The organism is Rhodanobacter sp. AS-Z3 (assembly GCF_029224025.1).
Lineage (GTDB): Bacteria > Pseudomonadota > Gammaproteobacteria > Xanthomonadales > Rhodanobacteraceae > Rhodanobacter.
On the sequence record NZ_CP119392.1, the window covers coordinates 3128051 to 3153776 of the forward strand.

Genomic DNA, 25726 nt, shown 5'->3' on the forward strand with positions numbered 1-25726 from the left:
GCTTTGTGCAGCGGACCACACACGTGGCTTGAGAAAGCCCACGGCGGCAAAGGTTCCCGCTGCTACCATCGGCGGCTTGTACCAGTCAGGAGCCACTCATGGCCTATCGCAATCTGGAAATCGGCAACCGCGGTGCCGTGCGCACCATCGTCGTCAACCGCCCGGACAAGCTCAACGCACTGAACCGCGACACGCTCAACGAACTGACCATCGCCTTTGCGCAAGCCGCGCAGGATGACGCGGTGCGGGTGGTGGTGCTGACCGGCGCGGGCGAAAAGGCTTTTGTGGCTGGCGCCGACATCGCCGAAATGAACGGCTATACGCCAGTGCAGGCACAAAGTTTCTCGCGCACCGGTCAGCGCCTGATGAGCTCGATCGAACGACTGGGCAAGCCGGTGATTGCACGTATTCAGGGCTTCGCACTGGGCGGCGGCATGGAGCTGGCGATGGCCTGTCATCTGCGCGTGGCCAGCGAGAAGGCGAAGTTCGGCCAGCCCGAAATCAACCTCGGCTTGATCCCCGGTTTCGGCGGCACCCAGCGCCTGCTGCGACTGGCCGGTCGTGGTGCGGCGTTGGAACTTTGCCTGACCGGTGCGGTGATCAGCGCACAGCGCGCGTTCGAGCTGGGTATCGTCACCCGCCTCGTCGCGCCCGAGGCGCTCGATGACACCACCAACGCGCTGGCCGATCAGCTGGCTGCCGCCGCACCGCTGGCCGCAGCCGGGATTCTCGACGCCGTGCTGCAAGGTGGCGAGGCTGCCATCGATCAGGGCCTGGAGTTCGAAACGCAGGGCTTCGCGCTGGCGTTCTCCACCGAGGATATGCGCGAAGGGACCAGCGCATTTCTGGAGAAGCGCAAGGCCGAATTCAAGGGGCGCTGAACACAGGCGTGTAGGAGCGCACCCTGTGCGCGATGCTTTTGTTTTCCGCCGCCACAAAGAGCTTCGCGCACAGGGTGCGCTCCTACCAAATGTCAGCTCAATGCTCGCCGGCGTACTTTTTCTCACCGGCGGTCACCCGCAGATCCAGCCGGTTTTCCGGCGGCGCCAGCGGACAGGTGGCAAAGCCGGTGAACGCGCACGGCGGGTTATAGGCCTTGTTGAAATCGAGCACCACCTTTCCGTTCTTCGGCGGGTCGATATACAGGAAGCGTGCCGCGCCGTAGGTTTCCTTGCCACTGGTGCGATCGGCGAACACGATGAAGTACTGCGTGTCGCCGGGTTCTTCGATGATTGGCAGTAGCTCGAAATGCTTGCCATCGCGAGTGAACTCCAGCTTGCCCGGCACTGGCGACTTGTCGATGGTGCCGATCACCGAACCCATTTCCAGCGTCTCGCCCGGCTGCGCCGGCACCCAGGTTGCCTCGATCCGCCACGAGGGATCGATCGGAAACGACTCGATGCCGACAAAGTGCTTGCGCGAGGGCGCTTCGCTGTCCTTGACGCGCAACCCCTTGCGACCGTCACGATCGATCACGTAGAAGCTGGCCGTGCCGAAAACCACCTTGGTTGGCGTGGCATCAGCTGCGGCATGAACATCGTCGATCAACACCGCTTCCTGGATCGTCTTGCCATCGATGGTGGCGTGGCTGTCCTTGTTCAGGGCGATCTGGATCTTGCCATCGGCATCTAGCGTGACCACGCCCAGATGCGCTGGCCCGGCGGTCAATACGATGTCATTGTCAGCAGCGCTGCCAACACGATTTGCGCCCCGCTTCAGCCACTCCAGACCGATCAGGCTGAGCCAGCCGTCGGCTGCAGTGAGACGCTCCAACCGGCCAGCATGCCACTGCTCGATGCTTTGCTTGTAGGTATCGATGTCAGTAGCGTGCACGGTAGCGACTCCCAGAATGGCGGCGGCAACAAGAAGGCTGTGACGGAACATCAGTTTCTCCAGCGGAGTTTCTCGACGTGGCGTTAGCGACCACGCATGAACAGTCGGTCCAGCTCGGCCAGGCTCAATTGAACCCAGGTCGGCCGCCCATGATTGCATTGTCCGGAGCGCTCGGTCGCCTCCATCTCGCGCAGCAGCGCGTTCATTTCGGGAATCGTCAACCGGCGGCCGGCGCGCACCGAGCCATGGCAGGCCATGGTGGAAAGCAATTCGTTCTCGAATTCCTGCAGTCGACGCGAGCTGCCGTGCTGGGCCAGCTCGGACAACACGTCGCGACTGAGCTGGGCCACATCGGCACCTTCCAGCAAGGCCGGAATGCGCCGCACCACGATCGTGGATGGGCCACTGCGCGAGAGCTCCAGCCCCCACTCAGCCAAGGCCTCGGCGTGCTCCTCGGCAGCGGCAGCCTCCTTGGCGCTGACCGCGAGGCTCAGCGGCACCAGCAACATCTGCGAGCGCAGATTGCTGCTCACACGGCCGGACTTCAGCTTCTCGTAGGTGATTCGCTCGTGCGCCGCATGCATGTCGACCAGCACCAGGCCGTGGGCATTTTCGGCCAACACGAAGATGCTCTTCAACTGCGCGATGGCGAAGCCCAATGGCGGTGCGTCGCCCTCGACCGACTCCGGCAACGGCGCCGCCGCGGTCGGCGTGAACGAAGCTGGACCGAGTAGCGCCGCATAGTCGGCCAGCGGCTCTTCGCGGGTGCCCAGGCCCAGTCGACTCTGACTGGACGCACTGGGCCATGACGGGCTGTACGACGACGCCGGTGCCGCAGCGTACACATGGGCAGGCGCCAACGGCGATTCCGTGGCCGGCAACGTACCCAGGCCTGCACGCGTCTGCGCCAGCGTCTCGTGCAAGGTGCGGAACAGGAAGTCATGCACCAGTCGCTGCTCGCGAAAACGCACTTCATGTTTGGCCGGATGCACGTTCACGTCGACGCCGGCCGGGTCCAGTTCCAGATACAACACGAACACCGCATGACGACCGTGGAACAACACGTCGGCGTATGCCTGGCGCACCGCATGCGCCACGATGCGGTCACGCACCAGCCGCCCGTTGACGTAGAAGTACTGCGAGTCGGCCTGCGCGCGCGAGGCCGTCGGCAAGCCGACCCAGCCCGACAGGTGCAAGCCTGCCGCCGCATGATCAATGCGCAGACTCTGCGATGGAAATTCATCGCCGAGCACCTCGGCCACGCGCTGCAGTTGCGACTGCTGATCACGCGCCGCCTTCCAGATGCGCACCGGCTTGCCGTTGTGGCTGAGTCTGAATTCCACCGAGCTGCGAGCCAGTGCCAACGACTTCAGCAGGTCGTCGATATGGGCGAATTCGGTGCGCTCGGCGCGCATGAATTTTCGCCGCGCCGGTACGTTGTAGAACAAATCACGTACTTCGACGCTGGTACCCGGCGGGTGCTGTGCCGGACGCGCGGCCTGCAACTTGCCGCCGTCGACTTCAATGCGGAACGCGGTGTCCTGGTCGCGCGCACGTGAGGTCAGCGAGAAACGCGACACCGACGACACCGAGGCCAGCGCCTCACCACGAAAACCCATACTGGCAACGTGCTCGAGATCGTCGAAGCTGCCAATCTTGCTGGTCGCGTGCGAGGCCACCGCCAACGGCAACTCGTCCACATGGATGCCGCCGCCATCATCGCGCACGCGAATCAATCGCGAGCCACCGGCTTCGATATCCACTTCGACGCGGGTAGCGCCGGCATCGAGGCTGTTCTCCACCAGTTCCTTGACCACCGAGGACGGCCGTTCGATGACCTCACCGGCGGCGATCTGGTTGATGAGTTCCGGGGGCAGCAGGCGAATGACAGTCATCCACCAACTTTAGCAGCGAACGTGCGAAATGCCGCCGCCAAATCAGCCGGCGGGGATGGTCAGTGTGGTGCCAGCACGGACCGTGTTGCTGTTGATCTGGTTCGCATCCTTCAGCGCACCGACGCTGACGCCATACTGGCGCGCGATGCTGCTGAGACTCTCGCCACGACCGACCTTGTGCACGTCATGCGCAGACGAGCCGGTCGATTTGCCAGCCGACTTGCCGGCGCTGGACACACTGCGGCCAGCCAACCGCACACCATTGCGCCGGGCGGCCTCAGCGGCAAACCAGGTGCCCTGCGGCGGAGTGGATTCAAAATAATTCTTCACGCCGTCCATGACCGCTTCGGCGAGCTTTTTCTGGTGGGTTGGATCGCGCAACTTGCGCTCTTCGGCCGGGTTGCTGATGAAAGCCGTCTCGACCAGGATCGACGGCACATCCGGCGACCGCAGCACCACGAAATTGGCCCGCTCGACATAGCCACGATGGGTCGGCCCCAGGCTTCCCAGCGCCTTCAACACATTGCCGGCGACCACATCGCTGGCCTGCATCGCCCAGCCCTGCTGCAGATCCAGCAATACCTTGGCCAGGCTGTCGTCCTTGTCGTCCAGCGAGGTGCCACCGATCAGGTCAGCGCGGTTTTCACGATCGGCCAGCCAGCGAGCGGCCTCGCTGGTCTTGCCGCGCGGCGACAACACCCACACTGACGAGCCCTGGGCATCGCCACTGGTGAAGGCATCCGCATGAATCGATACGAACAGGTCGGCATTGTGTTCGCGGGCAATTTTGTAGCGCTGTGCCAACGGGATGAAGTAGTCGCTATCGCGGGTCAATACCGCCTTCATGCCGGGCTGGCGATTGATCTCGGCAGCCAGCGCGCGCGCCACGGCCAACGTGACGTTTTTCTCCAGCGTGCCACCGGGACCGTGCGAACCAGGGTCCTTGCCACCATGGCCGGCGTCAATAGCGACCACCACCTGACGCTGACCATTGAGCATGGCCGCGGCCTGTTCGGCGGCGACCCGGCGACTGTGCGTGGGATTGCTGTACGACTCGATGGGCACTGACTTCGCCGACGCCGTGACAGTCACCGGCGCCTTCGCAACCGGAGCCGAGACTTTGTCGACGGCCGCCGCGACGTCACTTTCGACCTCGGCCGTAGTGGCTGCCGGGTAAAAATCCAGCACTAGCCGATAGTTGCCTTCATCGTTCGGCTTCAACAGAAAACTTTTCAGATGACTGGCGGGATCAACCTTGGCAGTTACCTGCATTCCCTGGCCCAGACGCGAGTGACTGAGGCCACGAAGCAGGCCTTGCGCAGCGGGGTCAGAAAAATCACGGTCAGGACGGCTGCCGGGCAATTCGACCACGACCTCACCATTTTTCTGGCTGATCGTGTACTGCAGCGGGCCGGAGGCATCGAGCACGACCCGGGTGTATTCGGAACCGGCCCAGACTCGAGCACTCTTCAACTGAGCCGCGCTGACTGCAGACACAGGCAGCAGCGCCGCGATTGCGACGGCAAAAATACCTACCCGCTTGTTCAGGTAAACGCTCATAGCCCGCATTGAAGCGCAGCCGCACCAGCAATGCAAGACTTTTCCCTTGAATATCCATAACCTGCAGATCATTCATCAGGTGAGATCCAGTTATAGGATGCAACTCGCGCATTCCACACGGATCGTTTGCTGAACAACACAGGCACCGAATTTCCTCAAAGGAAATAATTACTTGGCGAGTTGATCGAGCAGGCGCAGGCCACGCGGGCTGTGCGCACGCAGCGAGGCCCGACGTCCATCAGCGGCGTAATCCAGTGCCAACTCGGCATCCGCTGGCGGCAACGCGCCGGCACCTCGTTCCGGCCATTCCACCAGCACCACGGCGGCCGGGTCAGAGAGAGCGTCCAGACCCAGCCATTCCAGTTCACCGGGATCGGCAATCCGATACAAATCCAGATGCCAGGCCGGCCGACCCCCTGCCGTATAGCCCTCGATCAGACTGTAGGTGGGGCTTTTGATCCGTTCGCCGACGCCCAGGGTAATCAGCAGCGCGCGGGCGAAACTGGTTTTGCCGGCGCCCAGCGGGCCATGCAGATACAACACCAGCCCATCAGCGAGCGCCTCGGCCACCTGGGCACCCAATTGGGTGGTGGCGGCCTCATCGGCCAGCAGCCAGCTCAATTCGGTATCTACCGACTCAATCATGCTCACGCTCATAGCCCGTCATGCCATTACCCAGAATACGCAGCGGCGCCAGCAGATCACTCGCCAGCAGGCCTCGTTCACCCTGCCGGGCCGCGCGGTCGCCCGCACGCGCATGCAACCCCACGCCCATGCAGGCTGCCTGCCACGCACTGCAGCCCTGCGCCAACAGCGCCGCCACGATGCCAGTGAGCAGATCACCCATGCCACCAGTGGCCATACCAGGATTGCCCCACGGACAGACGTCCAGACGTCCATCCAAATCGGCAATCAAACTACCCGCACCTTTCAAGACCACGACCGCGTGATACCGACGCGCAAGCTCACGTGCGGCAGCGAAACGATCCTGCTCAACGGCACGGGTGGTGACTCCAAGCAATCGCCCCGCCTCACCGGGATGGGGCGTCAACACGGTTGGTGCACTGAACTGACGCGGTTCGCGCGCCAGCAGGTTCAGGCCATCGGCATCGAGCACCAGCGGCTTGTTTGCATCCAGCGCGGTCAGCCACAGCGCGTGTCCCCAGGCGGCTTGGCCCAGACCGGGACCCAACGCCAGCACGCTGGCACTTTCAAGCCTTGCAGCCAAGGCCTGCGGTCCGTCGACCCCATGCGCCATCAATTCCGGTCGCGCCGCATTCAGCGCGAAAACATGCTCCGCGCGGGTCGCCACACTGACCAGGCCGGCACCGGCCCGCAACGCCGATTCGCCGGCCAGATGCACGGCGCCCGCCATGCCGTGGTCACCACCGATCACCAGCACGTGGCCGTAGTTGCCCTTGTTGGCGTAGCGGTCGCGTGGCGGCAATGAATCCACCGTCAGCAGACAGGCATCCGCCGGCACTGCCGCACAGACGGCTTCAGGCACGCCTAGCGTTGCCAGTTCGAGAACACCCACGTGGTCGGCGGCGTGCCCCGTATGCAGTCCGCGCTTGCCGGCAATGAAGGTGACCGTGACGGCGGCACGAACGGCTGCGCCGAAACTGTTTCCGCTGTCGGCATCCAGGCCGCTGGGCACATCCAGCGCCAGTACCGGACAGCCACTGCGGTTGATCGCTTCGATCAACTGCGCGGGCAACCCCTCGGGAGCGCGATTGAGGCCGATGCCATACAGCGCATCCACGTGCAGATCTACATCCGGCAACCTCGCCTGCTCGTTCCACAACAACACCCGACTGCCGAGCGACTCCCACGCCGTTCGCGCGGCCGCAGCTTCACCGTGGGAGTCAGGCGTCAACGCCACCAGCTCCACCTGCAAGCCGGCCTCATGCGCCAGCACGCCAAGCAGGAAGCCATCGCCACCGTTATTGCCCGGGCCACAATGGATGCACAGGTGCTGCACCTGCGGCCAGTGCCGGCGCAGACTGCTCAGCGCCGCACTGGCCGCGCGACGCATCAACTCGGGGCCTGAAATACCCAGCGCCAACAAGGCCGCACGCTCAATGACCCGCAACTGTTCGACGGTATGCAGGTGGCGACTGGTGGGATGGACAGGCATGCGTGAATTATAGGCGCGCGACGCACTTACAATAGGTGCATGCCTGATGCCGAGACCTCCACCACGCCCGACTACGCTGCGCTTGCCCACGACATCAAGCGCTGGGCGCGCGAACTGGGCTTCGCCGATACCGGCATCAGCGGTACCCAACTGGCCGATGACGAGCAGCATTTACTGAGCTGGCTGGATCACGGCCACCACGGCGAAATGGAATACATGGCGCGCCACGGCACCAAGCGCACCCGGCCCGCCGAGCTGGAGCCCGGCACGCAGCGGGTCATTTCGGTACGCATGGATTACATCCCGCCCGGTACCGCCAACGCCTGGGCGGTACTCAACGACGCCGAAGCAGGTTATGTGTCGCGCTACGCACTGGGGCGCGATTATCACAAGCTGATGCGAGGTCGCCTGCAGAAGTTGGCCGAGCGCATCCATGCCGCCGTCGGTGACTTCGGCTACCGCGCTTACGTGGATTCTGCACCGGTGCTGGAAAAGGCGCTGGCGCGCAACGCCGGCATGGGCTGGATCGGCAAGCACACGGTGCTGATCAACCGTAACGCCGGCTCGTATTTCTTCCTTGGCGAGCTGTACACCGACCTGCCCTTGCCGGTGGATGAACCCGCCAGCGCGCACTGCGGCAGCTGCACGCGCTGCATCGATGTTTGCCCGACCCAGGCGATCATCGGGCCGTATCAACTGGATGCCAAGCGCTGCATTTCGTATCTGACCATCGAACTGAAAGGCAGCATTCCGGAAGATCTGCGTACACCGATGGGCAACCGTATCTTCGGCTGCGATGACTGCCAGCTGGTGTGTCCGTGGAACAAGTTCGCGCAAGTCACCACCGAAGCGGATTTCGCGCCGCGGCACAGTCTGGATGGCGCCAAGCTGGTCGAACTGTTTGCCTGGACCGAGGATGAGTTCCTCAAGCGCACCGAAGGCATGGCGATTCGCCGTACCGGCTACGAAGGCTGGCTACGTAATATCGCGGTGGCGCTGGGCAATGCGCCAGGCTCGACGGAGGTGATCGAGTCACTCAACGCACGCGCCGAACATCCGTCGGCGGTCGTGCGTGAGCATGTGGCGTGGGCGCTGGCCAAGCAACGCCGCTGAAACTCAGCCGTCAGCCATCTGCTTCGGGATCGAGCGATTGGTGTGGCTGATGTGGTTGCCCGGGCCGGCTGCAATGTAGACGCAGGTGGGCTGGTAGTTGTCCAGCTCGGCTTCGCTCAGCTGCACGAAGGCGGCGATGATCACGATGTCGCCAGTCTGCGCACTGCGCGCGGCACTGCCATTCACCGAGATGATGCCGGAGCCTTCCTCGGCGCGCAGCGCGTAGGTCACGAAACGCTGGCCACTGTTGACGTTCCAGGCGTGGATCTGTTCGTACTCGCGGATACCGGAGGCGTCCAGCAGCAGTCCGTCGATCGCGATCGAGCCTTCGTAGTGCAATTCGGCGTGGGTCACCGTGGCGCGGTGGATCTTGGCCTTGAGCATGTTCAGATGCATGGGAATCTTGGTTTCCGGCAGGATCAGCCTGCAAAGTCCGACATTATCGAACTGCTGACGCTGCATCGCAACATCGGCCGCGCATCCGCCGGACTTGCGGCCGACTCAGTCCAGCAGCAGGTTGTCGATCAGCCGGGTCTTGCCCATTCGTGCAGCTACCAGCGCAATCAGACCGCTGGACTCGCCCCCGGCCGGCTCGGCAAGGTCGTCGGCACGCCGGATCGCCACGTAATCCGGAACAAAACCCGCCCGCTGCAGGCGTGCACTTGCGGTTTGCTCGATCGCCTGCCACGGATGCCCCTGAACCAGCAGCTCGCGCATCTTTTGCAGTGTGTCGTGGATCAACGGCGCGCGCGCACGCTCTTCGGCACTCAGGTACTGATTGCGCGAACTCAGTGCCAGGCCATCATCGGCACGCAGAATCGGTGCCGCCATGACCTTCAGCGGCAGCCCCAGGTCGCGCACCATTCGTTCAATGACTTTCAGCTGCTGGAAGTCCTTCTGGCCGAACACCGCCACATCCGGCTGGACCAGGTTGAACAGCTTGCACACCACGGTCGCCATGCCATCGAAATGACCCGGTCGGTGCGCGCCTTCCAGCGTGTCGGTGATCCGCGGCACGCGCACGCTGACACTCTGCTCGGGACCAAACGGGTAGATCGTGGCGACTTCCGGCGCAAACAGCAGGTCACAGCCGGTTTCGGCCAACGCCGCCTGATCCTGCACCAGGGTGCGCGGATACCGGTCGTAATCTTCGTTCGGACCGAACTGGGTCGGGTTGACGAACACGCTGGCGACAACCCGCTCGTTGCGCGCACGCGCCAGCTTGATCAGCGACTGGTGACCGGCATGCAGGTTGCCCATGGTCGGCACGAAACCCACCGTCTGGCCCTGCGTGCGCCAGCCACGGATCGCCGCACGCAGGGCGGGGATGTCTTGTACGGTCTGCATGATCGGTCGACTCGCCAGCTCGGTTGAAACAAGCCCGGTAGAAACAGGATTAGTTGAAACAATGCTCGGGCGCCGGGAAGGCGCCGCTGCGGACGTCGTCAGCATACGCGGCAATCGCCGCGGCCACCGAGTCGCGCCCGGCCAGAAAATCCTTGCTGAATTTCGGTCGTTTGCCCGGCGTGATGCCGAGCATGTCGTGGATCACCAAGACCTGGCCATCACAATGCGGCCCGGCACCAATGCCGATCACCGGTATCGACAACGCCGCGGTCACCCGCCGCCCCAGTTCCACCGGCACACCTTCCATGACCAGCAAGTCGGCACCAGCGGCCTGCACCGCCTGCGCCTCCTCCAGCACGCGATCGGCAGCGACCTGTTCGCGTCCCTGGATACGAAAGCCGCCGAATTTATGCACTGATTGCGGAGTGAGCCCGAGGTGCGCGCAAACCGGAATGGCGCGCGCGCTCAATCCGGCAATCGCCTCCAGGATGTGGGGTGCCGCGCCTTCGATCTTGACCATCGCCGCACCGGCTTCACCAACCAGTCGCGCGCCAGCTTCCAGCGCATGCGCCACATCGCGATCAGCCATGAACGGCAGATCCGCGACCAGCAACGTGGCTGACAGTCCACGTGCCACCGCGGTGGTGTGATAAACCATGTGGTCGAGCGTTACCGGCAAGGTGCTGTTGTGCCCTTGCACCACCATGCCCAGCGAATCGCCAACGAGGGCGATATCTATTCCGGCAGATTCCAGTTGCCAGGCAAAGCTGGCGTCATAAGCGGTAAGCATGACGATGCGCCGACCTTCGGCCTTCATCGCAAGCAGGCCTGGCACGGTCACCGGCTTGCGGTCGGGGACACTGGCGTTCTGCACGTACACGGCAATTCCTGATCAATGATGCTGGGCCGCCGATTATCCGGCGCGCCACGTTGATGGCTCAAGCGACGCGTTCGCAGCCGGACAGGTCAAGTGCAGCCAGTTGCTCCGCCACGGTGGCGTTTCCGGCTACACACAAGTGCGGTGCAATATCGCCCAACGGCAACATCACGAAAGCACGCTCGGCCATACGGGGGTGCGGCAACGTCAGTTGCGGATCATCCAGCTGGACGCCTTCGACATGCAGCAGATCCAGATCCAGTGTACGCGGCCCGTTGCGTTCGGCATGCACCCGGCCGGCGCGTTGCTCGATCGCCAGCAAGGCATCCAGCAAGACACGCGGCGCCAGTTCGGTATCCAGTTCCACCACGGCATTGATGAAGGGTGGCTGCTCCAGCACACCCCAGGGCGCGGTGCGGTAAAGCGATGAACGCTGCAGCAAACGTGTCGTCGGCAATTGTTCGAGCGCGTCCATTGCGTCGAGCACCTGCCGCCGTGGATCGCCAAGATTGCTGCCCAACGCCACGTAGGCAAGACTCATGCAGAACCCGACTTGTTGCCTGGCTTGCGGCGACGCCGACGCGGCCGCGGCGGTTTGGCTGCCACCGGCGCCGGGATGTAGTCACTGCCACCACCACCGGCTGGCAACGCCGAGGCCAGCACATCTTGCGGAAGCTGTTGTGCGTGCGCCCACCACTGGCCCAACTCACGCATGGCCGGCGACTCGTCCGCACGCAGCAGGAGGAAGTCGAATGCCGCACGAAAGCGCGGATGCGCCATCAAACGGAACACGCGCTTGCGCTGGATCTGCTCGAAACGCGGTTGCAACGACCAGATTTCTTCCATGGTGAAGGTGAACCGGCGCGGGATCGCTACCCGCTGACACTGCTCGCCCACGACCCGCGCGGCAGCCTGTGCCCACGCCTCGTTGCTCTCGATGCCGCGGCCAATCAACTGGTGCGCCACGTCGCGCACTTCACCCCACAGCAACACCGCGAACAGGAAGGCCGGCGTCACCGACTTGCCTTCGTGGATGCGTGCGTCGGTATTGGCCAGGCCATTTTCGACCAACGAGCGCAGCGCCTGGTCGCCGCGTTTCAGCGCGCGTGCCGTGGCGGGAAACAGAAACTTCAGCAGGCCGCAATGCTCCAGCATGCGGAAGCTCTTCAGGCCGTTGCCGGACAGGAACATCTTCAACGACTCGTCAAACAGACGTGCCGGCGCAGCATCGGCCAGCAAGGGCCCCAGCGTCTCGAACGGCGCCATCGCCGCAGCATCGATCTGCATGTCCAGCTTCGCCGCCAGACGCGCGGCGCGCAGCATGCGTACCGGATCTTCGTGATAACGGATATCGGGGTCGCCGATCAGGCGCAACATCCGGTCCTGCAGATCCTGCATGCCACCGACGTAGTCACGTACCGAAAAATCGCTGATGTCGTAGTACATGGCGTTGACGCGGAAGTCGCGGCGGATTGCGTCCTCTTCGATCGTGCCCCAGATGTTGTCACGCACGATCAGGCCGTCGACGATGTGGCGATCACCTTCGCCGCCTTCTTCGCCGATGCCACGAAAAGTAGCCACCTCGATGATTTCCGGACCGAACACCACGTGCGCCAGACGGAAGCGTCGACCGATCAGGCGACAGTTGCGGAACAGCCTTTTCACTTCATCGGGCGTGGCATCGGTGGCCACGTCGAAATCCTTCGGCTGCAGCCCCAGCAGCAGGTCGCGTACCGCCCCGCCTACCAGATAAGCGGTATGGCCAGCCTCGTTGAGTCGGTACAGCACGCGCAACGCCGCCTTGCTGATGTTCTTGCGCGAAATGATGTGCTGGTCGCGCGGAATGATCCGCAGCGTCGGCGTGGCGTCGATCGTTGTTTGAAGATTCAAGCGGTCGGAATCCTTAGCAGAGCAAAGCTGCCCGTCGGTTGCAATATATCGCGGTGCGCCGCTCCGCGAACCGTCCCACGCAGCGCACGAAACGCGTGCACCGAAGGGCCTGTTCCGGGCAACGCAGCCTGATGCGGGGCAGGCATTGCCGGGCGGAACAATTCCGCTATACTAGCGCGCCTCGCTGCATAACGCTCCCTTCGTCTAGTGGCCTAGGACACTGCCCTCTCAAGGCGGGAACACGAGTTCGAGTCTCGTAGGGAGCACCATTACTTTTGCAATCTTCCATGATTGCCGTTTTCGGGAAAGGTCTCGACGACCCGCGGCGGGGACGGTCACTGGCTGGGTCAGAAGCGGCCATCCATGACCGCACTCGGCGTCACCTGTGCGATCATCCATGATCGCCGCACTCGGTACGCTTGCCGTCAACTGACAGCCCTGTCGTACCCGGCGGAGATCAAAGGCGGCCATCCATGGCCGCACTCTTCATAAGAGCTACGAGCGGGCTATTTCATGACTTTCGTTGTCATCGACAACTGCATCAAGTGCAAGTACACCGATTGCGTCGAGGTTTGTCCGGTCGACGCCTTCCACGAAGGCCCCAATTTTCTGGTGATCGATCCGGATGAGTGCATCGACTGCACCTTGTGCGAACCAGAATGCCCGATCAATGCGATCTATCCGGAAGATGATGTACCCGCAGGCCAGGAAGCGCTGGTGGCACTTAACGCCGAGTTGGCCAAGGGCTGGCCAGTGATCACCGAACGCAAAGACGCTCCCGTCGACGCGAAGGACTGGGAAGGCAAGTCAGGCAAGCTGGAACTGCTGCAGCGCTGATACTTCCGCGCAAACTCCCGATACGAAAACGCCGCCCTCGGGCGGCGTTTTCATGTGACGCGTTCGGCAGGCTTCAGCCGCCCAGACGTGCCTTCAACAGGTCCACCACCTTGCTTACCACAGCGGGGTTGCCGGTAGCGCGCACTTCACTGCCGGTGCTACCGCTGGTGTTGACGCTGACCTGCACCTGGCGCGAGCCGGCGGCAGGCGCCTGCAACGAGCTGTTCTTGTCGTGACCGAACATGCGACTGAAAAAGCCCTTCTTTTTCTGTTGCACGACAGCGTCCGAAACATTCAATGTGTAGCTGTGTGCGGTGTCATCGTGCGCCACCAACTCACCCATAGCACCACCTTCCAACGCCTGACCGACCTTGCGGTAGACCTCGTCGACATTGCTGGCGAGCACGAATCCGTCACTGATCTGACCGTTCATCGAACCGGTGCGCGCCGTGGCACCGCTCGAGGTGGGCAGGTTGGCGCCGGGCGGAGGAATCACCAGCGCCTCGGTGGTCGACGGCCGGTCAAGCGTAGGCGGAATCTCCAGCGGGGCCTCCTGCAGGGCGGTGTCCCAGGCCTTGTGCGAACGGAACGCACCGCAGCCGGAGAGCAACAGGCCGCTGAGGGCCACGGCCGGCAGGGCCAGGAGAAGCGAAGTTTTCTTCATGTAATCGGATTCCGTTAATTTAAGTCAGGCAACCGTCAAGCGGCCGCACTTGCCAAGGATGCCAGACTGGACAGCGCTTGGTGCAATCGTGCGCGATCCGGACCGTCGTTCAATTCCACCAGCGGCAACCTCGGCAAGGCCAATCCCAGCCCCAGCACCGGCAAGCCGGCCTTCACCGCAATCGGGTTGGGCGCGCAATTGAGCGCCTCGACCAGCGGCTCCAGCGCAGCGTGGCACGCGGCCGTACCGGTCGAGTCACCATCAGTTGCCGCATCGCACAGCGCGCGAAAAGCCCTTGGCACCAGGTTGGCTACCACCGAAATCGTTCCAGCGGCACCGGCAAGCATCGCCTGCCCGGCCGTACCGTCGTCACCGGACAGGTAGACGAAATCCGCACGCACAAGTTCCGCCAGCGCGGAAATTCGCTGAAGATCGCCGCGCGCCTCCTTGATGCCAACAATCATCGGATGGTCGCGCAACGCCGCCGCCGTCTCCGGCTGGATGTCACAACCGGTGCGCGTCGGCACGTTGTAAAGCAAGATCGGCAAATCGCCGTGCTCAGCCACGTCGAGGTAATGCCGACGCAGGCCTTCCTGGGTGGGGCGCACATAGAACGGCGCCACCACCAGGGCCGCGTCGGCGCCAAGCGCAGCAGCCCGCCGCGTCAATGCCACCGTCTTGGCGGTGCCCGCTTCGCCGGTACCCGCAATCACCGGCACGCGGCCATTCACCCGTTCGAGTGCAAACGCCAACAGGCGCTCGAACTCCTCGTGTTCAAGCATGTGGGCTTCGCCGGTGGAACCGGCCACCACCAGCGCCTGCGTGCCACCAGCGATCTGGTAATCGAGCAATCGGCCAAACGCCGCCAGGTCGAGCGCCCCGTCGGACATGAACGGAGTGACCAGCGCGCAGATGCTTCCGCCAATGTTCAAGACACGATTCCCATGCAAGGCAAGCCGTGCATGTTACTTGCCGCTTTGCGAGCCGGGCAAGTAAGCTCGATCGGAGTAATCTTCAGTGTTCCGCATCACGCGGTGGACGTTACACAGGCGGACCTCCTTGAAACCTTCTTCCGGCAACGCGCGCGCAGGCAACGACAATCAGTTGCTGATCCATGCACTGACCAGCGCGACCCAGTCCCCCCTGCTCGCATTGGCCAGACGAATTGCTGACGCTGGCTGCAACCTGTCCGAATCGCGGGTTGCCACCATCGGCACGGAAACGTCGCTGATGATGCTGGCCAGCGGTGCATGGGATGCATTGGCCAAACTGGAAACTGCCTTGGTCAAGCTGGCCCGCGACGAGAGCATCCGGCTGGTGCATTACCGGACCGGGCCACGCCAGAACAGCTCGCACCTGCTGCCGTATCTGGTCGAGGTAGTGGCAGCGGATCGTTCCGGAATCGTGGCGCACATCGTGGATTTCTTCAGTCAACACGGCATCAGCGTGGAGCAACTCAACTCCACCCGCTACCAGGCGATGCAGACCGGCGCGGAGATGTTCCAGGCGCAGTTCACTATCGGCATTCCGGCGGAAATCCACATCGCGGCATTGCGTGATGACTTTCTGGAACTGTGTGACGGCCTGAATCTGGACGCGATCATGGACCCGGTCAAGTTCTGAGCGCGCATTATCCGCCGAGCATCGCGCGAACACCTCGTTCTGACAAGGCCTGTCCGACACCCAGCCAGCCGCGCTAGTCTGGGCTCGTGAGCTTGCCAGAGGACTGTTCATTGCAGCCAGCGAGTCGACTTACCACGATCGTTGATGGCCCATCTGACGGCCTTGTCGTGCTCGCAGCGATAACCGACGCAACCCCTCTTCCCTTCATGTTTCGCGACGTTGCAACGTCGCGCAGGAGTCGTCATGCCTGAAATCGGCAAAAAGCTGCCCCCACTCAAAGGCCTCACCGGCGACGGCAGGGAATTGAAGCTGGCCAGCCTCAAGGGTCAGTGGGTGGTGGTGTATTTCTATCCGAAGGATTCCACCCCCGGCTGCACCACTGAAGCAAAGGACTTCCGAGATCTTCATCCAGACTTTCGCAAGCGCAACGCCGAGATCATCGGCGTCTCGCGCGACTCGCAAAAATCACATGCCAACTTCATCGCAAAACAGCAGCTGCCGTTCTCACTGGTTTCCGACCCGGACGAGGACTGGTGTCGGGCTTTCGACGTGATTCACGAAAAAGTGCTTTATGGCAAACGCCATATGGGCATCGTACGCAGCACGTTTCTGATCAATCCAGACGGCAAGCTCGCATCTGAATGGCGTGGGGTGAAAGTCGCCGGCCACGCTCAGGCCGTCCTTGACGCCATTCCTGCAAGCTGACGCTGCACGCCGTTGTTCCGCCCGTCCCTTCCACCCACCAGTGAGGACACTTCCGCATGACCGGAAGCAAGCGCATCTACGCTCTCGACACCAACGTCCTGCTGCACGACCCGACCTCGCTGTTCCGCTTCGAGGAACATGACGTCTTCATCCCGATGACCGTACTGGAGGAACTGGACGAAAAAAAGAAAGGGGCCTCCGAAGTCTCGCGCAACGGACGCCAGGTCAGCCGCTTCCTCAACGAGCTGATCGAACTGGGCAAACACCATGATCTCGCCGATGGCCTGGAGTTGAGCAACCCGCAAGGCATCAAGCTAAAGCGTGGCGGCTCGGTGGGCCGCCTGTACTTCCAGCATCGCACCAGTAGCAACGGCCACAGCAAGGCCGACAACCAGATCCTTGCCGCCGTCATCGAACTGCGCGACCAGAACCCCGAACGCGGCGTGATCCTGGTTACCAAGGACATCAACCTGCGGATCAAGGCCAGCATCAACGGGCTGGTGGCCGAGGATTACGAAAACGATCGCGCGCTGGACGATTTCTCGCTGCTCTACACCGGCGCCGCCGAGCTGCATGAAGACTTCTGGAACCTGCACCCGGAAGTGCGCTCATGGAGCGAGCGTGGCCGCACCTTTTACGAAGTGAACCGACGTGAGGAGGACGACTGGCACCCGAATCAATGCCTGTTCCTGCCGGGAGAAAACGCCGTCGAATTGCGCGTACTGCATCTGGACGACGTGCATGCCACGCTGGTTCTGCTGGACGATCATTCGCACGCCAACCATCACGTCTGGGGCATCGGTGCTCGCAACCGCGAACAGAACTTTGCTCTCAACGCACTGATGGACCCCGACGTCGACTTCGTTACCCTGCTCGGCAACGCCGGCACCGGAAAAACACTGTTGGCACTCGCCGCCGGACTGGCCCAGGTGATGGACCAGCAGCGTTACCGAGAGATCATCATGACTCGTGCCACCGTCTCGGTGGGTGAGGACATCGGCTTTCTTCCGGGTACCGAGGAAGAAAAAATGACGCCATGGATGGGCGCGCTGACCGACAACCTCGAAGTGCTCACCAATCCCGAAGACGGCGGCAGCTGGGGCCGCCAGGCCACCAACGACCTGCTCACTTCGCGCATCAAGATCCGCTCATTGAACTTCATGCGCGGACGCACCTTCCTGTCGCGCTACCTGATCATCGACGAAGCACAGAACCTCACCCCGAAACAGATGAAGACGCTGATCACGCGTGCCGGCCCCGGCACCAAGATCGTCTGCCTCGGCAACGTCGAACAGATCGACACGCCCTACCTCACCGAAACGACTTCCGGCCTCACCTACGCCGTAGACCGCTTCAAGGACTGGGAACATTCGGCGCACATCACGTTGCGACGAGGGGAGCGTTCGCGGCTGGCGGACTTCGCCGCCGAGTCACTCTGACAGAGCGCCTGCCGAAAGTCGCTTCTTGATGCGAGGAGCGACTTTCGGAATGGGCCGGCGAGAGCCACGAGACCGGGCAGCACAACGGCAAGCGAGTAGAATGACGGCACTCAACACCCTGCCATGGTTGTGCCGTTCGACATGATCCTCACCACTCGCCTCGTTCTGCTCGCGCTGTTCGTGTTCTTCGCGCTTTGCGTGCTGCTGGTGCATTTGCGCGGCCGCGTGCGGCTGCGCTTCGATCGCCAGCTGGTCGATCACTCGGCGATCTTCGCCCCGTACAACCTGCTGATGTACGCGTTCTCTGCGGTGCCGGCCAAACCCATTCTCGACCGCCGCGGCTTTCCGGAACTGGACCTGCTGCAGGCGAACTGGCAGACGATCCGCGACGAGGCGATGCGACTGACCGAAGACGGTCACATTCGCGGCACCACCAAAAACAACGACGCCAGCTTCAACAGCTTCATCAAACAGGGCTGGAAGCGTTTCTATCTGAAGTGGTACGGCGAGCCGCTGGCCTCGGCCCAGGCGCTGTGCCCGAAAACGGTGGAACTGCTCAATGCGATTCCCGGCATCAAGGCAGCGATGTTCGCCACGCTGGCACCGAACAGCAAACTCAACCCCCATCGCGACCCGTTCGCTGGCTCATTGCGCTATCACCTCGGTCTGATCACGCCGAACTCGCGGGATTGCCGCATCTTCGTCGATGGCGAGGAACACGCCTGGGGCGATGGCAAGGACGTGGTCTTTGATGAAACCTTCGTGCACTGGGTGGAAAACAAGACCGACCAGACCCGGGTGATCCTGTTCGCCGATGTCGAGCGTCCGTTGCGCATGCGCTGGATGAGTGCGATCAACCATCGCGTTGGTGCGTTCATGGGCAAGATCACCGCCTCGCCCAACAGCGATGCGGGCACCGAGAAAACCGGCTTCGTCAATCGCCTGTACTCCCTGAGCCAGCGCAAGGGCGCGACACATCGCTGGAAGGTGGAATTCAAGCGACGCCACCGGACGCTGTACAAAACGATCAAGTACATCGGCATCCTGCTGCTGATGTGGGTGATCTTCCTGGCGCCGTGGCCGTTTTTTCGCTAATCGGACAAGCTTGCCGTCGCCCTGAATCAACACCTCGACACATGCCATTGGTACAACACCCAAACGAATGGAATCGCATGTTCAAGTTGATTTTTGATGACCCACACCGTCATTTGTCGAACGACGATCGGCAAATTGCCGAGGAAATCTGCGCCGACACCGCCACGGAGCTGCGCACTCTTCTACCGGCATTGCCCAAGATGGTTCGCTTGCGTATCGCCAGCCGCGGACGCGTCATCCCTCAGCTTGGCTTCGGTGCCCGATCGAATACGAAGCGCAGCGTGTCGTTCTCGCTGGACCCCACTCATCCCAAGGGTAGCGCCGCCTTGTTGCGGGAGCATTTGCGCGCCGCGCTGTTCCACGAATGTCATCATCTGGTTCGTGGCTGGTGCTTTTTTGGCGGTACGCGACGCAAACGATTCATCGATGGCGTGGTTCATGAAGGTCTGGCTGTCGCGTTTGAACGCGACGCCGCAGGTCATGCCGCGCCCTGGACCCAGTACCCGAGCGACGTGCGCGATTGGGTCGATGAACTTCTGGCGCTGCCGGTCTACCCCATCCTTGCAAAGTCCTACGCCAAATGGATGTTTCATCATCCGGATGGGCGCCTGTTGATTGGCTATCGCGCCGGCTTGTTCATCGCCGACCGTGCCATCGCCGCGTCCGGCCTTTCGGCGGCGGAACTCGCGCAAACGTCTTGCGAAGACATCCTGGCCATGGCGGATATTCCTCTGCCGCCATCGTCACGATGGCAAGCCCTGTTCAGGCAACCTCGGGCAGCAAGCAGCAAAGGCTGAGCCTTCCGCCGCCTGCAACCCGGCTGCACATCTTTCACTTAGGGAAGGAAATCGCGGCTAGATGCCGCTGCCTGGCAGCCATCAAGACATCAGCCCTTGATGCGCTTCACCAGCGCATCGGCAAAGGTGCTGGTGCTGCCCTTGCCACCGACGTCCGGCGTGACGCTGTCACGGTCGTCGGTCATGGTGGCGCGGATCGCCTGGCGCAGCTGGTCACCCTTGGCCACCATGTCCAGGTAGTCGAGCATGTCGGCGGCGGCCAGCAGCAGCGCGCACGGGTTGGCGATGCCCTTGCCGGCGATGTCGGGCGCCGAACCATGTACGGCTTCGAAGATTGCCGCGTGCTCGCCGATGTTGTCACCCGGCGCCAGCCCGAGGCCACCGACCAGACCAGCGCACAGGTCGGACAGAATGTCACCGAACAGGTTGGTGGTGACGATCACGTCGAACTGCTCCGGGCGCATCACCAGCTGCATGCAGGTGTTGTCCACGATCATCTCGTTGAACTCGATCTGCGGGTATTCCTTGGCGATTTCGCGCGCCACGTTAAGGAACAGGCCCGAGCTGGTCTTCAGGATGTTCGCCTTGTGCACGGCGGTGATTTTCTTGCGACCCTTCTTCACCGCCAGCTCGAACGCATAGCGCACGATACGGGTGCTGCCCTTGCGCGTATTGCGGGCGACCGACTCGGCAATCTCGCCATCGGCAGACAAAGTCTGTCCTTCGGAACGATAGGCACCTTCGGTGTTTTCGCGCACCGTGATGATGTCGATGTTCTCGTAGCGCGACTTGGTACCCGGGAAGCTGACCGCCGGGCGCACGTTGGCGTACAAGTCGAAGTGGCGGCGCAGGGTGACGTTGACCGAGGTGAAGCCACCACCGATCGGGGTGGTCAGCGGGCCCTTAAGAGCCACCTTGTGTTCGGCGATCTTGTCCAGCGTAGCCTGGGGCAGCAGACTTCCGTGCTTGTCCAGCGCGACCATGCCGGCGTCGATGAAATCGTAGGTCAGGCCGCAGTCCAGCGCGTCGAGCACGCGCAGCGTGGCGGTCATGATCTCCGGGCCAATGCCATCACCGGGGATCACGGCTATCGTCTTGCTCATGGGGTAACTCCTTGAAACGGATGATCGAGCAGTCCGCGCATCAAGGGGGAAGCGCAGACCGAAACCCGTCGATTATCGCCCATGTACCTGCACGCGAACAGGGCTGTGCCGTGCAAGACGTTGAAAATACTCGCACGCAGCGTTGCAAAATGCCGTATTCGAAGGTTACGCGTGATCGCTGCAGGCGTCGCTTCCGCCCGCTTCGCCGGATTCGAGCTGGTCAAGCAGATCCACCGCGCGGCGTAGATGCGGGATCACGATCGAGCCACCCACCACCAGCCCGACGCTGAACACCTCAAAGAACTCGTTGCGCTGCACGCCGGCCTGCTTGCACTGCGCCACGTGATAGCTGATGCAGTCGTCGCAGCGCAACACCATGGATGCAACCAGACCGAGCATCTCCTTGGTCTTCATATCCAGCGCGCCGGCCTTGTAAGTCTGCGTATCGAGCGCGAAGAAACGTCGGACGACCTGATTGTCCTCGGCCAGAATGCGATCGTTCATGCGCTGGCGGAACGCACTGAATTCGGCAAGCTTGTCGCTCATGCGCCCTGCTCCAGCAGTTGTGCCAGCTTGCCGCTGCGATCGGCTGCCACCAAATCGTCATAACCGCCGACGTGCTGGTCGTTGATGAAGATTTGCGGCACCGTGCGGCGCCCACCGCTGCGCGCCAGCATGGCGTCACGCTGGACCGGGTCACTGTCCACGCGCACTTCGGTCCACTCCAGTCCCTTGGACTTGAGCAGGTTCTTCGCTGACACGCAGTAAGGACACACGGCGGTCGAATAGACCTCGATCTTGGGCATTGCAACACTCCACAACCTGGGAAAACGTACCCCCTCACATGGGGGCCATGAACGCCAGCTCAAGCGCGCCAGCTACAGTGAACCGACACGGCAAGCCACGGTCACAATGCTATTGTCGCCGAACCCATGACCATGTCGCCACGCCCCATGCAACGTCTGCTGACCACCCTGCTCTGCGCCGCGCTGGCGAGTACGGCGGCGGCCCAACAGGATGTGCGCCTGCCCGACCTTGGCAGCTCGGCCAACGCACTGATTTCACCCCAGGAAGCCCAGGACTACGGTGCGTCCATGCTGCGCCAGATGCGGGCGCTCGACATGGTCGTCGACGACCCGCTGCTGGACGACTACATCAACGATCTTGGCTACCGGCTGGTCGCCAACAGCGACAAGCCGAAGAACCCGTTTTCGTTCTTCATCGTCAAAGACCCGGAAATCAACGCCTTTGCGGCGCCCGGCGGCTACATCGCGGTGAACTCCGGACTGATCACCATTACCCGTGACGAAAGCGAACTGGCTGGCGTGATTGCCCATGAGATCGGCCACATTACCCAGAATCACCTGCAGCGCGCATTTGAGGATTCGAAAAAGGACGCGCCGCTGATGGCGCTGGTGCTGCTCGGCGCCATTGCAGCCGGAGCCAGCAGCCACAGTGGTGATGCACCGATGGCGGTATTGGCCGGTGGTCAGGGGCTGATCGCCCAGAAATCGATCAACTTCACTCGCAAGGACGAGATCGAAGCTGATCGCGTCGGCATCCAGACGCTGGCAAAAGCCGGTTTTGATCCGAATGCGATGGCCGGCTTCTTCCAGCGGATGCAGGACGCCATGAGCGCCGGGGCCGGCGGCGAGGATGTACCCGCGCTGTTGCAAACGCACCCGGTCACGACCAGTCGAATCAGCGATGCCAAGGCGCGCGCAAGCGCCTTGATTGCGGCGCAGAAGCTGCGCGCGGATACCACCGGCATCGAGCGGACGCAGTGGCAAAAGAGCATGGCTCCCATCGCCTTCGTGAAAGACCCGGCCACCCTGCTGGCCACCGCGCGCGCCGGCGAACTCGATACCTATGCGTTAATGCGTGAGCGCGTGCATGTGCTGGCTGGGGATGCCACCCGGCTGGCCACCTATTACGGCTCCAGCCTGAAGGCACGGCGCGACTTTGACACGCCCGCCAACCACTATGGCTTTGCCCTGGCGCTGACCCGCAGCGGTCGCGGCGCAGCGGCCATCGAACAACTTCAGCCCCTGCTCGGCAAGTATCCGCAAAACCTCATTCTGAAGCTGGCGCTCGCCGATGCACGACTTCAAGCCGGCCAGCGCGCGGCCGCACTGACGCTGTATGCCGAACTCAACAACCAGTCCCCACGCAACCGTGCCGTGGCGCTGGCCTACGCCAGCGCGCTTACGGTAGGCGGTGACAAGGCGCAGGCACAACTCGGCGCCACCCTGCTGCGCCCGCTGCTGGACAATGCCAGCGAACCGGAGATCTACAGTGCTTATGCTCGCGCCAGCGACAAGGCGGGAGACAGCGTTCGTGCCGGCGAGGCCTACGCGGACGCCAGCTATTACTCCGGCCGCCCGTACGACGCGATGGAGCAACTCAAGCGCCTGCTGAAGCGCGACGACCTGGATTACTACGCGCGCGTGCGCATCCAGGCACGGATCAGCGAGTTGACACCGCTAGTCATGGAACTGCACAAGCGCCGGATCAAGACCGATGACAGCCCTGATCGCGGGTCACCGCAGTAAGCGCTCCGCGCTCGCCGCATCCCGCTGCAAGCGGATGAAGTTGCGGGCATGGTCAAACATGTCCTTGACGGCCGCCATGGGCCAGAATGAGCCATGCCCATGACGCCAGCCCGCCCATCGCACCCACTTGATCTCGAGTCGCCGGAGCTGTACCTCGGCCGCGAGCTGGCTGCACTGGAGTTCAACTTCCGCGTGCTGGCGATGGCGCGCGATCACAGCGTGCCGCTGCTCGAACGCCTGCGCTACCTGAGCATTGTGGCCAGCAACCTCGACGAGTTCTTCGAGGTTCGCGTGGCCATGCTGAAGCACCACCACACCTACGGCTCGGCCGCGCCCGGGCCCGACGGAGTCTCCTCCGGCGAGCTGCTGACGCAAATTCGCAACCGCGTACTCGATCTCGTCACTGAGCAATATGCCACCTGGCAGGAACAGCTCGGGCCGCAGCTGGACGCCGAGCAGATCCACATCCTCACCCGCAACCGCTGGACACCAAAACAGCACCGCTGGCTGCAGGGCTATTTCGAGCACGAGGTGCTGCCCGTGCTGTCTCCCCTGGGACTGGACCCTGCGCACCCGTTTCCACGCATCCTCAACAAAACGCTGAACATTGCCGTGGTACTGCACGGGCGCGACGCCTTCGGCCACGAAGGGAACATGGCGTTGGTGCGTGCACCGCGATCGTTGCCGCGGATCATCCGTGTACCCACCGAGGTCAGCGGCCCGGGTGAGCACTTCGTGTTCCTCGCCGAACTGCTGCAAGCCTTCGTCGACCTGATGTTTCCCGGTCTCAAGGTGGTGGGTTCGTACCAGTTCCGGGTCACCCGCAACAGCGAACTGATCGTCGAAGAAGCCGAGGTGGAGAACCTCGCCCTCGCACTCAGCGAGGAACTGGCCGGCCGCGGCTATGCGCGACCGGTACGGCTGGAGATTGCCAACGATTGCCCGAAGGCGATTACCGGCTTGCTGGTACAGAACTTCGAACTGGAAGAAGCCGATGTCTACCGTTGTGACGGCCCGGTCAACATCATCCGCGCCGCCCTGATCTATGACTGGCTGGACCGCCCGGAGCTGAAATTTCCGCGCTTCAATCCGCAGCTTCCAGTGTCACTCGAAACCAGCCGCAACAAGTTCGACATCATCAGCCAGCGCGACATCTTGCTGCATCATCCGTACCAGAGTTTCTCCGCCGTGATCGACCTGCTGCGCCAGGCCACGGCCGACCCGCAAGTACTGGCGATCAAGCAGACCCTGTACCGCGCCGGTGAAGACACTCCGCTGGTCGATCTGCTGGTGGAAGCAGCGCGGCATGGCAAAGATGTCACCGTAGTGATCGAACTGCGCGCGCGCTTCGACGAGGCGGCCAACATTCGGCTGGCAACACGCCTGCAGGAGGCCGGCGTACAGGTGGTCTACGGCGTGGTGGGCTACAAGACCCACGCCAAGATGATGCTGATCGTGCGCCGCGAGGGCGAGACCCTGCGCCGCTACGCGCACCTTTCCACCGGCAATTACCACCAGGCCAATAGCCGAATGTATACCGACATCGGCTTGATGACGGCGAATCCGGAGATCGGTGAAGACATGCACAAGGTTTTCCAGCAGTTGTCCGGGCTGGGGCCGATCATCAACCTGAAGCATCTGCTGCACTCGCCTTTCACGCTGTACACGAAAGTGCTCGAGAAGATCGAACGCGAGACCGCCCACGCGGCCGCCGGTCGTCCTGCGCGCATCGTGGCCAAGCTCAACGCGCTCAATGAAGCCCGGGTAATCGCTGCGCTTTATCGCGCCTCGCAGGCTGGCGTGGAGATCGACTTGATCGTGCGCGGCGCGTGCACTTTGCGGCCTGGTCTGCCAGGGGTATCCGAGCGCATTCGCGTGCGTTCGATCGTCGGGCGTTTCCTCGAGCACAGTCGTGTGTATTGGTTTGCCAATGATGGCGAGGCGGAAATCTATTGCGCCAGCGCCGACTGGATGGAACGCAACCTGACTCGTCGAATCGAGGTAGCGTTTCCCATCCTCGACCCCGAATTGGCCGCTCGCGTGTTCGAGGAAACGCTGGCCAACAGCCTGGCCGACAATACTCAGGCCTGGCTGCTCGGCAGCGATGGCCGCTACGTCCGCGCAACGCCGGGAGAGCACCCGCCCCGCAGCGCGCAACTGGAACTGCTTGAGCGTTACTGTCCATGAAGCGTCTAGCCATCTGCAGTCGACGTACCGATTCCGCGCATGCATGCGAGAATCGTCCTTTGACCGCCATTG

The 25726-nt window shown here is 62.6% G+C and carries 25 protein-coding genes and 1 tRNA gene; 11 read left to right on the forward strand and 15 right to left on the reverse strand.

The window, feature by feature from the left end; translation table 11 throughout:
- Nucleotides 1-98: 98 nt before the first annotated feature.
- Nucleotides 99-881, forward strand: coding sequence for an enoyl-CoA hydratase-related protein (locus PY254_RS13920; protein ID WP_281012640.1), 783 nt, complete (start codon nucleotides 99-101; stop codon nucleotides 879-881).
- 97 nt (nucleotides 882-978) lie between these two features.
- Here the strand turns inward: PY254_RS13920 and PY254_RS13925 are convergent, their stop codons facing one another.
- The 5 genes from PY254_RS13925 to PY254_RS13945 all read right to left on the reverse strand — a co-directional run bounded on the left by PY254_RS13925 (nucleotide 979) and on the right by PY254_RS13945 (nucleotide 7425).
- Entirely contained in the window at nucleotides 979-1884 is a 906-nt protein-coding gene (locus PY254_RS13925; protein ID WP_281012641.1) for a DUF1684 domain-containing protein, read from the reverse strand.
- 32 nt (nucleotides 1885-1916) lie between these two features.
- Nucleotides 1917-3728 (reverse strand): DNA mismatch repair endonuclease MutL, encoded by a 1812-nt coding sequence (gene mutL / locus PY254_RS13930; protein ID WP_281012642.1) that lies wholly within the window; start codon nucleotides 3726-3728, stop codon nucleotides 1917-1919.
- A gap of 42 nt (nucleotides 3729-3770) precedes the next feature.
- Nucleotides 3771-5288, reverse strand: a complete 1518-nt coding sequence (locus PY254_RS13935) for an N-acetylmuramoyl-L-alanine amidase (RefSeq protein ID WP_281012643.1) — start codon at nucleotides 5286-5288, stop codon at nucleotides 3771-3773.
- 168 nt (nucleotides 5289-5456) lie between these two features.
- Nucleotides 5457-5933, reverse strand: coding sequence for a tRNA (adenosine(37)-N6)-threonylcarbamoyltransferase complex ATPase subunit type 1 TsaE (gene tsaE, locus PY254_RS13940; RefSeq protein ID WP_281012644.1), 477 nt, complete (start codon nucleotides 5931-5933; stop codon nucleotides 5457-5459).
- Nucleotides 5926-7425 (reverse strand): NAD(P)H-hydrate dehydratase, encoded by a 1500-nt coding sequence (locus PY254_RS13945; RefSeq protein ID WP_281012645.1) that lies wholly within the window; start codon nucleotides 7423-7425, stop codon nucleotides 5926-5928. The genes tsaE and PY254_RS13945 overlap by 8 nt, the downstream gene beginning before the upstream one ends.
- A 39-nt stretch (nucleotides 7426-7464) precedes the next feature.
- Here PY254_RS13945 and queG point away from each other — a divergent pair, with 39 nt between their 5' ends.
- Nucleotides 7465-8538, forward strand: a complete 1074-nt coding sequence (gene queG, locus PY254_RS13950; RefSeq protein WP_281012646.1) for a tRNA epoxyqueuosine(34) reductase QueG — start codon at nucleotides 7465-7467, stop codon at nucleotides 8536-8538.
- A gap of 3 nt (nucleotides 8539-8541) precedes the next feature.
- Here the strand turns inward: queG and panD are convergent, their stop codons facing one another.
- The 5 genes from panD to pcnB form a co-directional block, all read right to left on the reverse strand.
- On the reverse strand, nucleotides 8542-8934 hold the full coding sequence (gene panD / locus PY254_RS13955; RefSeq protein WP_281012647.1) for an aspartate 1-decarboxylase: 393 nt from the start codon (nucleotides 8932-8934) through the stop codon (nucleotides 8542-8544).
- 105 nt (nucleotides 8935-9039) lie between these two features.
- On the reverse strand, nucleotides 9040-9885 hold the full coding sequence (panC, locus tag PY254_RS13960; protein ID WP_281012648.1) for a pantoate--beta-alanine ligase: 846 nt from the start codon (nucleotides 9883-9885) through the stop codon (nucleotides 9040-9042).
- 49 nt (nucleotides 9886-9934) lie between these two features.
- The gene (panB, locus tag PY254_RS13965; protein WP_281012649.1) at nucleotides 9935-10765 is read right to left on the reverse strand and encodes a 3-methyl-2-oxobutanoate hydroxymethyltransferase; all 831 of its coding nucleotides are present in this window, start codon (nucleotides 10763-10765) and stop codon (nucleotides 9935-9937) included.
- Nucleotides 10766-10823: 58 nt separating this feature from the next.
- The gene (gene folK, locus PY254_RS13970) at nucleotides 10824-11303 is read right to left on the reverse strand and encodes a 2-amino-4-hydroxy-6-hydroxymethyldihydropteridine diphosphokinase (protein ID WP_281012650.1); all 480 of its coding nucleotides are present in this window, start codon (nucleotides 11301-11303) and stop codon (nucleotides 10824-10826) included.
- On the reverse strand, nucleotides 11300-12652 hold the full coding sequence (pcnB, locus tag PY254_RS13975; protein ID WP_281012651.1) for a polynucleotide adenylyltransferase PcnB: 1353 nt from the start codon (nucleotides 12650-12652) through the stop codon (nucleotides 11300-11302). The genes folK and pcnB overlap by 4 nt, the downstream gene beginning before the upstream one ends.
- A gap of 193 nt (nucleotides 12653-12845) precedes the next feature.
- Between pcnB and PY254_RS13980 the strand changes: the two genes are divergently transcribed.
- Together PY254_RS13980 and fdxA are read left to right on the forward strand one after the other, a co-directional pair.
- A tRNA-Glu gene (locus tag PY254_RS13980) sits at nucleotides 12846-12921 on the forward strand.
- A gap of 244 nt (nucleotides 12922-13165) precedes the next feature.
- Nucleotides 13166-13489 (forward strand): ferredoxin FdxA, encoded by a 324-nt coding sequence (fdxA, locus tag PY254_RS13985; protein WP_281012652.1) that lies wholly within the window; start codon nucleotides 13166-13168, stop codon nucleotides 13487-13489.
- 73 nt (nucleotides 13490-13562) lie between these two features.
- Here fdxA and PY254_RS13990 read toward each other — a convergent pair whose 3' ends face one another.
- Nucleotides 13563-14153: a hypothetical protein gene (locus PY254_RS13990; protein ID WP_281012653.1), complete on the reverse strand. Its 591-nt coding sequence runs from the start codon at nucleotides 14151-14153 to the stop codon at nucleotides 13563-13565.
- Between the two features lie 35 nt (nucleotides 14154-14188).
- Entirely contained in the window at nucleotides 14189-15085 is an 897-nt protein-coding gene (gene dapA / locus PY254_RS13995; protein WP_281012654.1) for a 4-hydroxy-tetrahydrodipicolinate synthase, read from the reverse strand.
- A gap of 127 nt (nucleotides 15086-15212) precedes the next feature.
- On the opposite strand from dapA, the gene PY254_RS14000 reads away from it, so the two are divergent.
- From PY254_RS14000 to PY254_RS14020, 5 genes are all read left to right on the forward strand, one after another.
- Nucleotides 15213-15776, forward strand: coding sequence for a glycine cleavage system transcriptional repressor (locus PY254_RS14000; RefSeq protein ID WP_281012655.1), 564 nt, complete (start codon nucleotides 15213-15215; stop codon nucleotides 15774-15776).
- Nucleotides 15777-16019: 243 nt separating this feature from the next.
- A complete protein-coding gene (locus PY254_RS14005) occupies nucleotides 16020-16481 on the forward strand; it encodes a peroxiredoxin (RefSeq protein ID WP_281012656.1) in 462 nt (153 codons plus the stop codon).
- 56 nt (nucleotides 16482-16537) lie between these two features.
- A complete protein-coding gene (locus PY254_RS14010) occupies nucleotides 16538-17920 on the forward strand; it encodes a PhoH family protein (protein WP_281012657.1) in 1383 nt (460 codons plus the stop codon).
- Between the two features lie 141 nt (nucleotides 17921-18061).
- The gene (locus tag PY254_RS14015; RefSeq protein WP_281012658.1) at nucleotides 18062-19015 is read left to right on the forward strand and encodes an aspartyl/asparaginyl beta-hydroxylase domain-containing protein; all 954 of its coding nucleotides are present in this window, start codon (nucleotides 18062-18064) and stop codon (nucleotides 19013-19015) included.
- 77 nt (nucleotides 19016-19092) lie between these two features.
- Nucleotides 19093-19812 (forward strand): DUF2268 domain-containing putative Zn-dependent protease, encoded by a 720-nt coding sequence (locus PY254_RS14020; RefSeq protein ID WP_281012659.1) that lies wholly within the window; start codon nucleotides 19093-19095, stop codon nucleotides 19810-19812.
- A gap of 89 nt (nucleotides 19813-19901) precedes the next feature.
- Here the strand turns inward: PY254_RS14020 and PY254_RS14025 are convergent, their stop codons facing one another.
- From PY254_RS14025 to grxC, 3 genes are all read right to left on the reverse strand, one after another.
- On the reverse strand, nucleotides 19902-20915 hold the full coding sequence (locus PY254_RS14025; protein ID WP_281012660.1) for an isocitrate dehydrogenase: 1014 nt from the start codon (nucleotides 20913-20915) through the stop codon (nucleotides 19902-19904).
- Between the two features lie 165 nt (nucleotides 20916-21080).
- On the reverse strand, nucleotides 21081-21461 hold the full coding sequence (locus tag PY254_RS14030) for a carboxymuconolactone decarboxylase family protein (RefSeq protein ID WP_281012661.1): 381 nt from the start codon (nucleotides 21459-21461) through the stop codon (nucleotides 21081-21083).
- Complete coding sequence (grxC, locus tag PY254_RS14035; protein ID WP_281012662.1) at nucleotides 21458-21721, reverse strand: glutaredoxin 3; 264 nt, start codon at nucleotides 21719-21721, stop codon at nucleotides 21458-21460. Before grxC ends, PY254_RS14030 begins: the two co-directional genes overlap by 4 nt.
- Before the next feature lie 126 nt (nucleotides 21722-21847).
- On the opposite strand from grxC, the gene PY254_RS14040 reads away from it, so the two are divergent.
- Both PY254_RS14040 and ppk1 read left to right on the forward strand, forming a co-directional pair.
- Nucleotides 21848-23467 carry a beta-barrel assembly-enhancing protease gene (locus PY254_RS14040; protein WP_281012663.1) on the forward strand — a complete coding sequence of 540 codons (1620 nt, stop codon included), beginning with the start codon at nucleotides 21848-21850 and terminating at the stop codon, nucleotides 23465-23467.
- Between the two features lie 99 nt (nucleotides 23468-23566).
- A complete protein-coding gene (ppk1, locus tag PY254_RS14045; protein WP_281012664.1) occupies nucleotides 23567-25654 on the forward strand; it encodes a polyphosphate kinase 1 in 2088 nt (695 codons plus the stop codon).
- The last annotated feature ends 72 nt before the right edge of the window (nucleotides 25655-25726 follow it).

Bases quoted from the DNA above. Each gene is read 5' to 3' on its own strand.
- queG (WP_281012646.1), top strand. From the start codon at position 7,465: ATGCCTGATGCCGAGACCTCCACCACGCCCGACTACGCTGCGCTTGCC.
- PY254_RS13990 (WP_281012653.1), bottom strand. From the start codon at position 14,153: ATGAAGAAAACTTCGCTTCTCCTGGCCCTGCCGGCCGTGGCCCTCAGC.
- PY254_RS14010 (WP_281012657.1), top strand. From the start codon at position 16,538: ATGACCGGAAGCAAGCGCATCTACGCTCTCGACACCAACGTCCTGCTG.
- PY254_RS14025 (WP_281012660.1), bottom strand. From the start codon at position 20,915: ATGAGCAAGACGATAGCCGTGATCCCCGGTGATGGCATTGGCCCGGAG.
- PY254_RS13920 (WP_281012640.1), top strand. From the start codon at position 99: ATGGCCTATCGCAATCTGGAAATCGGCAACCGCGGTGCCGTGCGCACC.
- tsaE (WP_281012644.1), bottom strand. From the start codon at position 5,933: ATGATTGAGTCGGTAGATACCGAATTGAGCTGGCTGCTGGCCGATGAG.
- PY254_RS14005 (WP_281012656.1), top strand. From the start codon at position 16,020: ATGCCTGAAATCGGCAAAAAGCTGCCCCCACTCAAAGGCCTCACCGGC.
- folK (WP_281012650.1), bottom strand. From the start codon at position 11,303: ATGAGTCTTGCCTACGTGGCGTTGGGCAGCAATCTTGGCGATCCACGG.
- panC (WP_281012648.1), bottom strand. From the start codon at position 9,885: ATGCAGACCGTACAAGACATCCCCGCCCTGCGTGCGGCGATCCGTGGC.
- PY254_RS13925 (WP_281012641.1), bottom strand. From the start codon at position 1,884: ATGTTCCGTCACAGCCTTCTTGTTGCCGCCGCCATTCTGGGAGTCGCT.
- PY254_RS14020 (WP_281012659.1), top strand. From the start codon at position 19,093: ATGTTCAAGTTGATTTTTGATGACCCACACCGTCATTTGTCGAACGAC.
- ppk1 (WP_281012664.1), top strand. From the start codon at position 23,567: ATGACGCCAGCCCGCCCATCGCACCCACTTGATCTCGAGTCGCCGGAG.
- PY254_RS13945 (WP_281012645.1), bottom strand. From the start codon at position 7,425: ATGCCTGTCCATCCCACCAGTCGCCACCTGCATACCGTCGAACAGTTG.
- PY254_RS14030 (WP_281012661.1), bottom strand. From the start codon at position 21,461: ATGAGCGACAAGCTTGCCGAATTCAGTGCGTTCCGCCAGCGCATGAAC.
- PY254_RS14040 (WP_281012663.1), top strand. From the start codon at position 21,848: ATGACCATGTCGCCACGCCCCATGCAACGTCTGCTGACCACCCTGCTC.
- grxC (WP_281012662.1), bottom strand. From the start codon at position 21,721: ATGCCCAAGATCGAGGTCTATTCGACCGCCGTGTGTCCTTACTGCGTG.
- fdxA (WP_281012652.1), top strand. From the start codon at position 13,166: ATGACTTTCGTTGTCATCGACAACTGCATCAAGTGCAAGTACACCGAT.
- PY254_RS14015 (WP_281012658.1), top strand. From the start codon at position 18,062: ATGATCCTCACCACTCGCCTCGTTCTGCTCGCGCTGTTCGTGTTCTTC.
- PY254_RS13935 (WP_281012643.1), bottom strand. From the start codon at position 5,288: ATGAGCGTTTACCTGAACAAGCGGGTAGGTATTTTTGCCGTCGCAATC.
- mutL (WP_281012642.1), bottom strand. From the start codon at position 3,728: ATGACTGTCATTCGCCTGCTGCCCCCGGAACTCATCAACCAGATCGCC.
- panD (WP_281012647.1), bottom strand. From the start codon at position 8,934: ATGCATCTGAACATGCTCAAGGCCAAGATCCACCGCGCCACGGTGACC.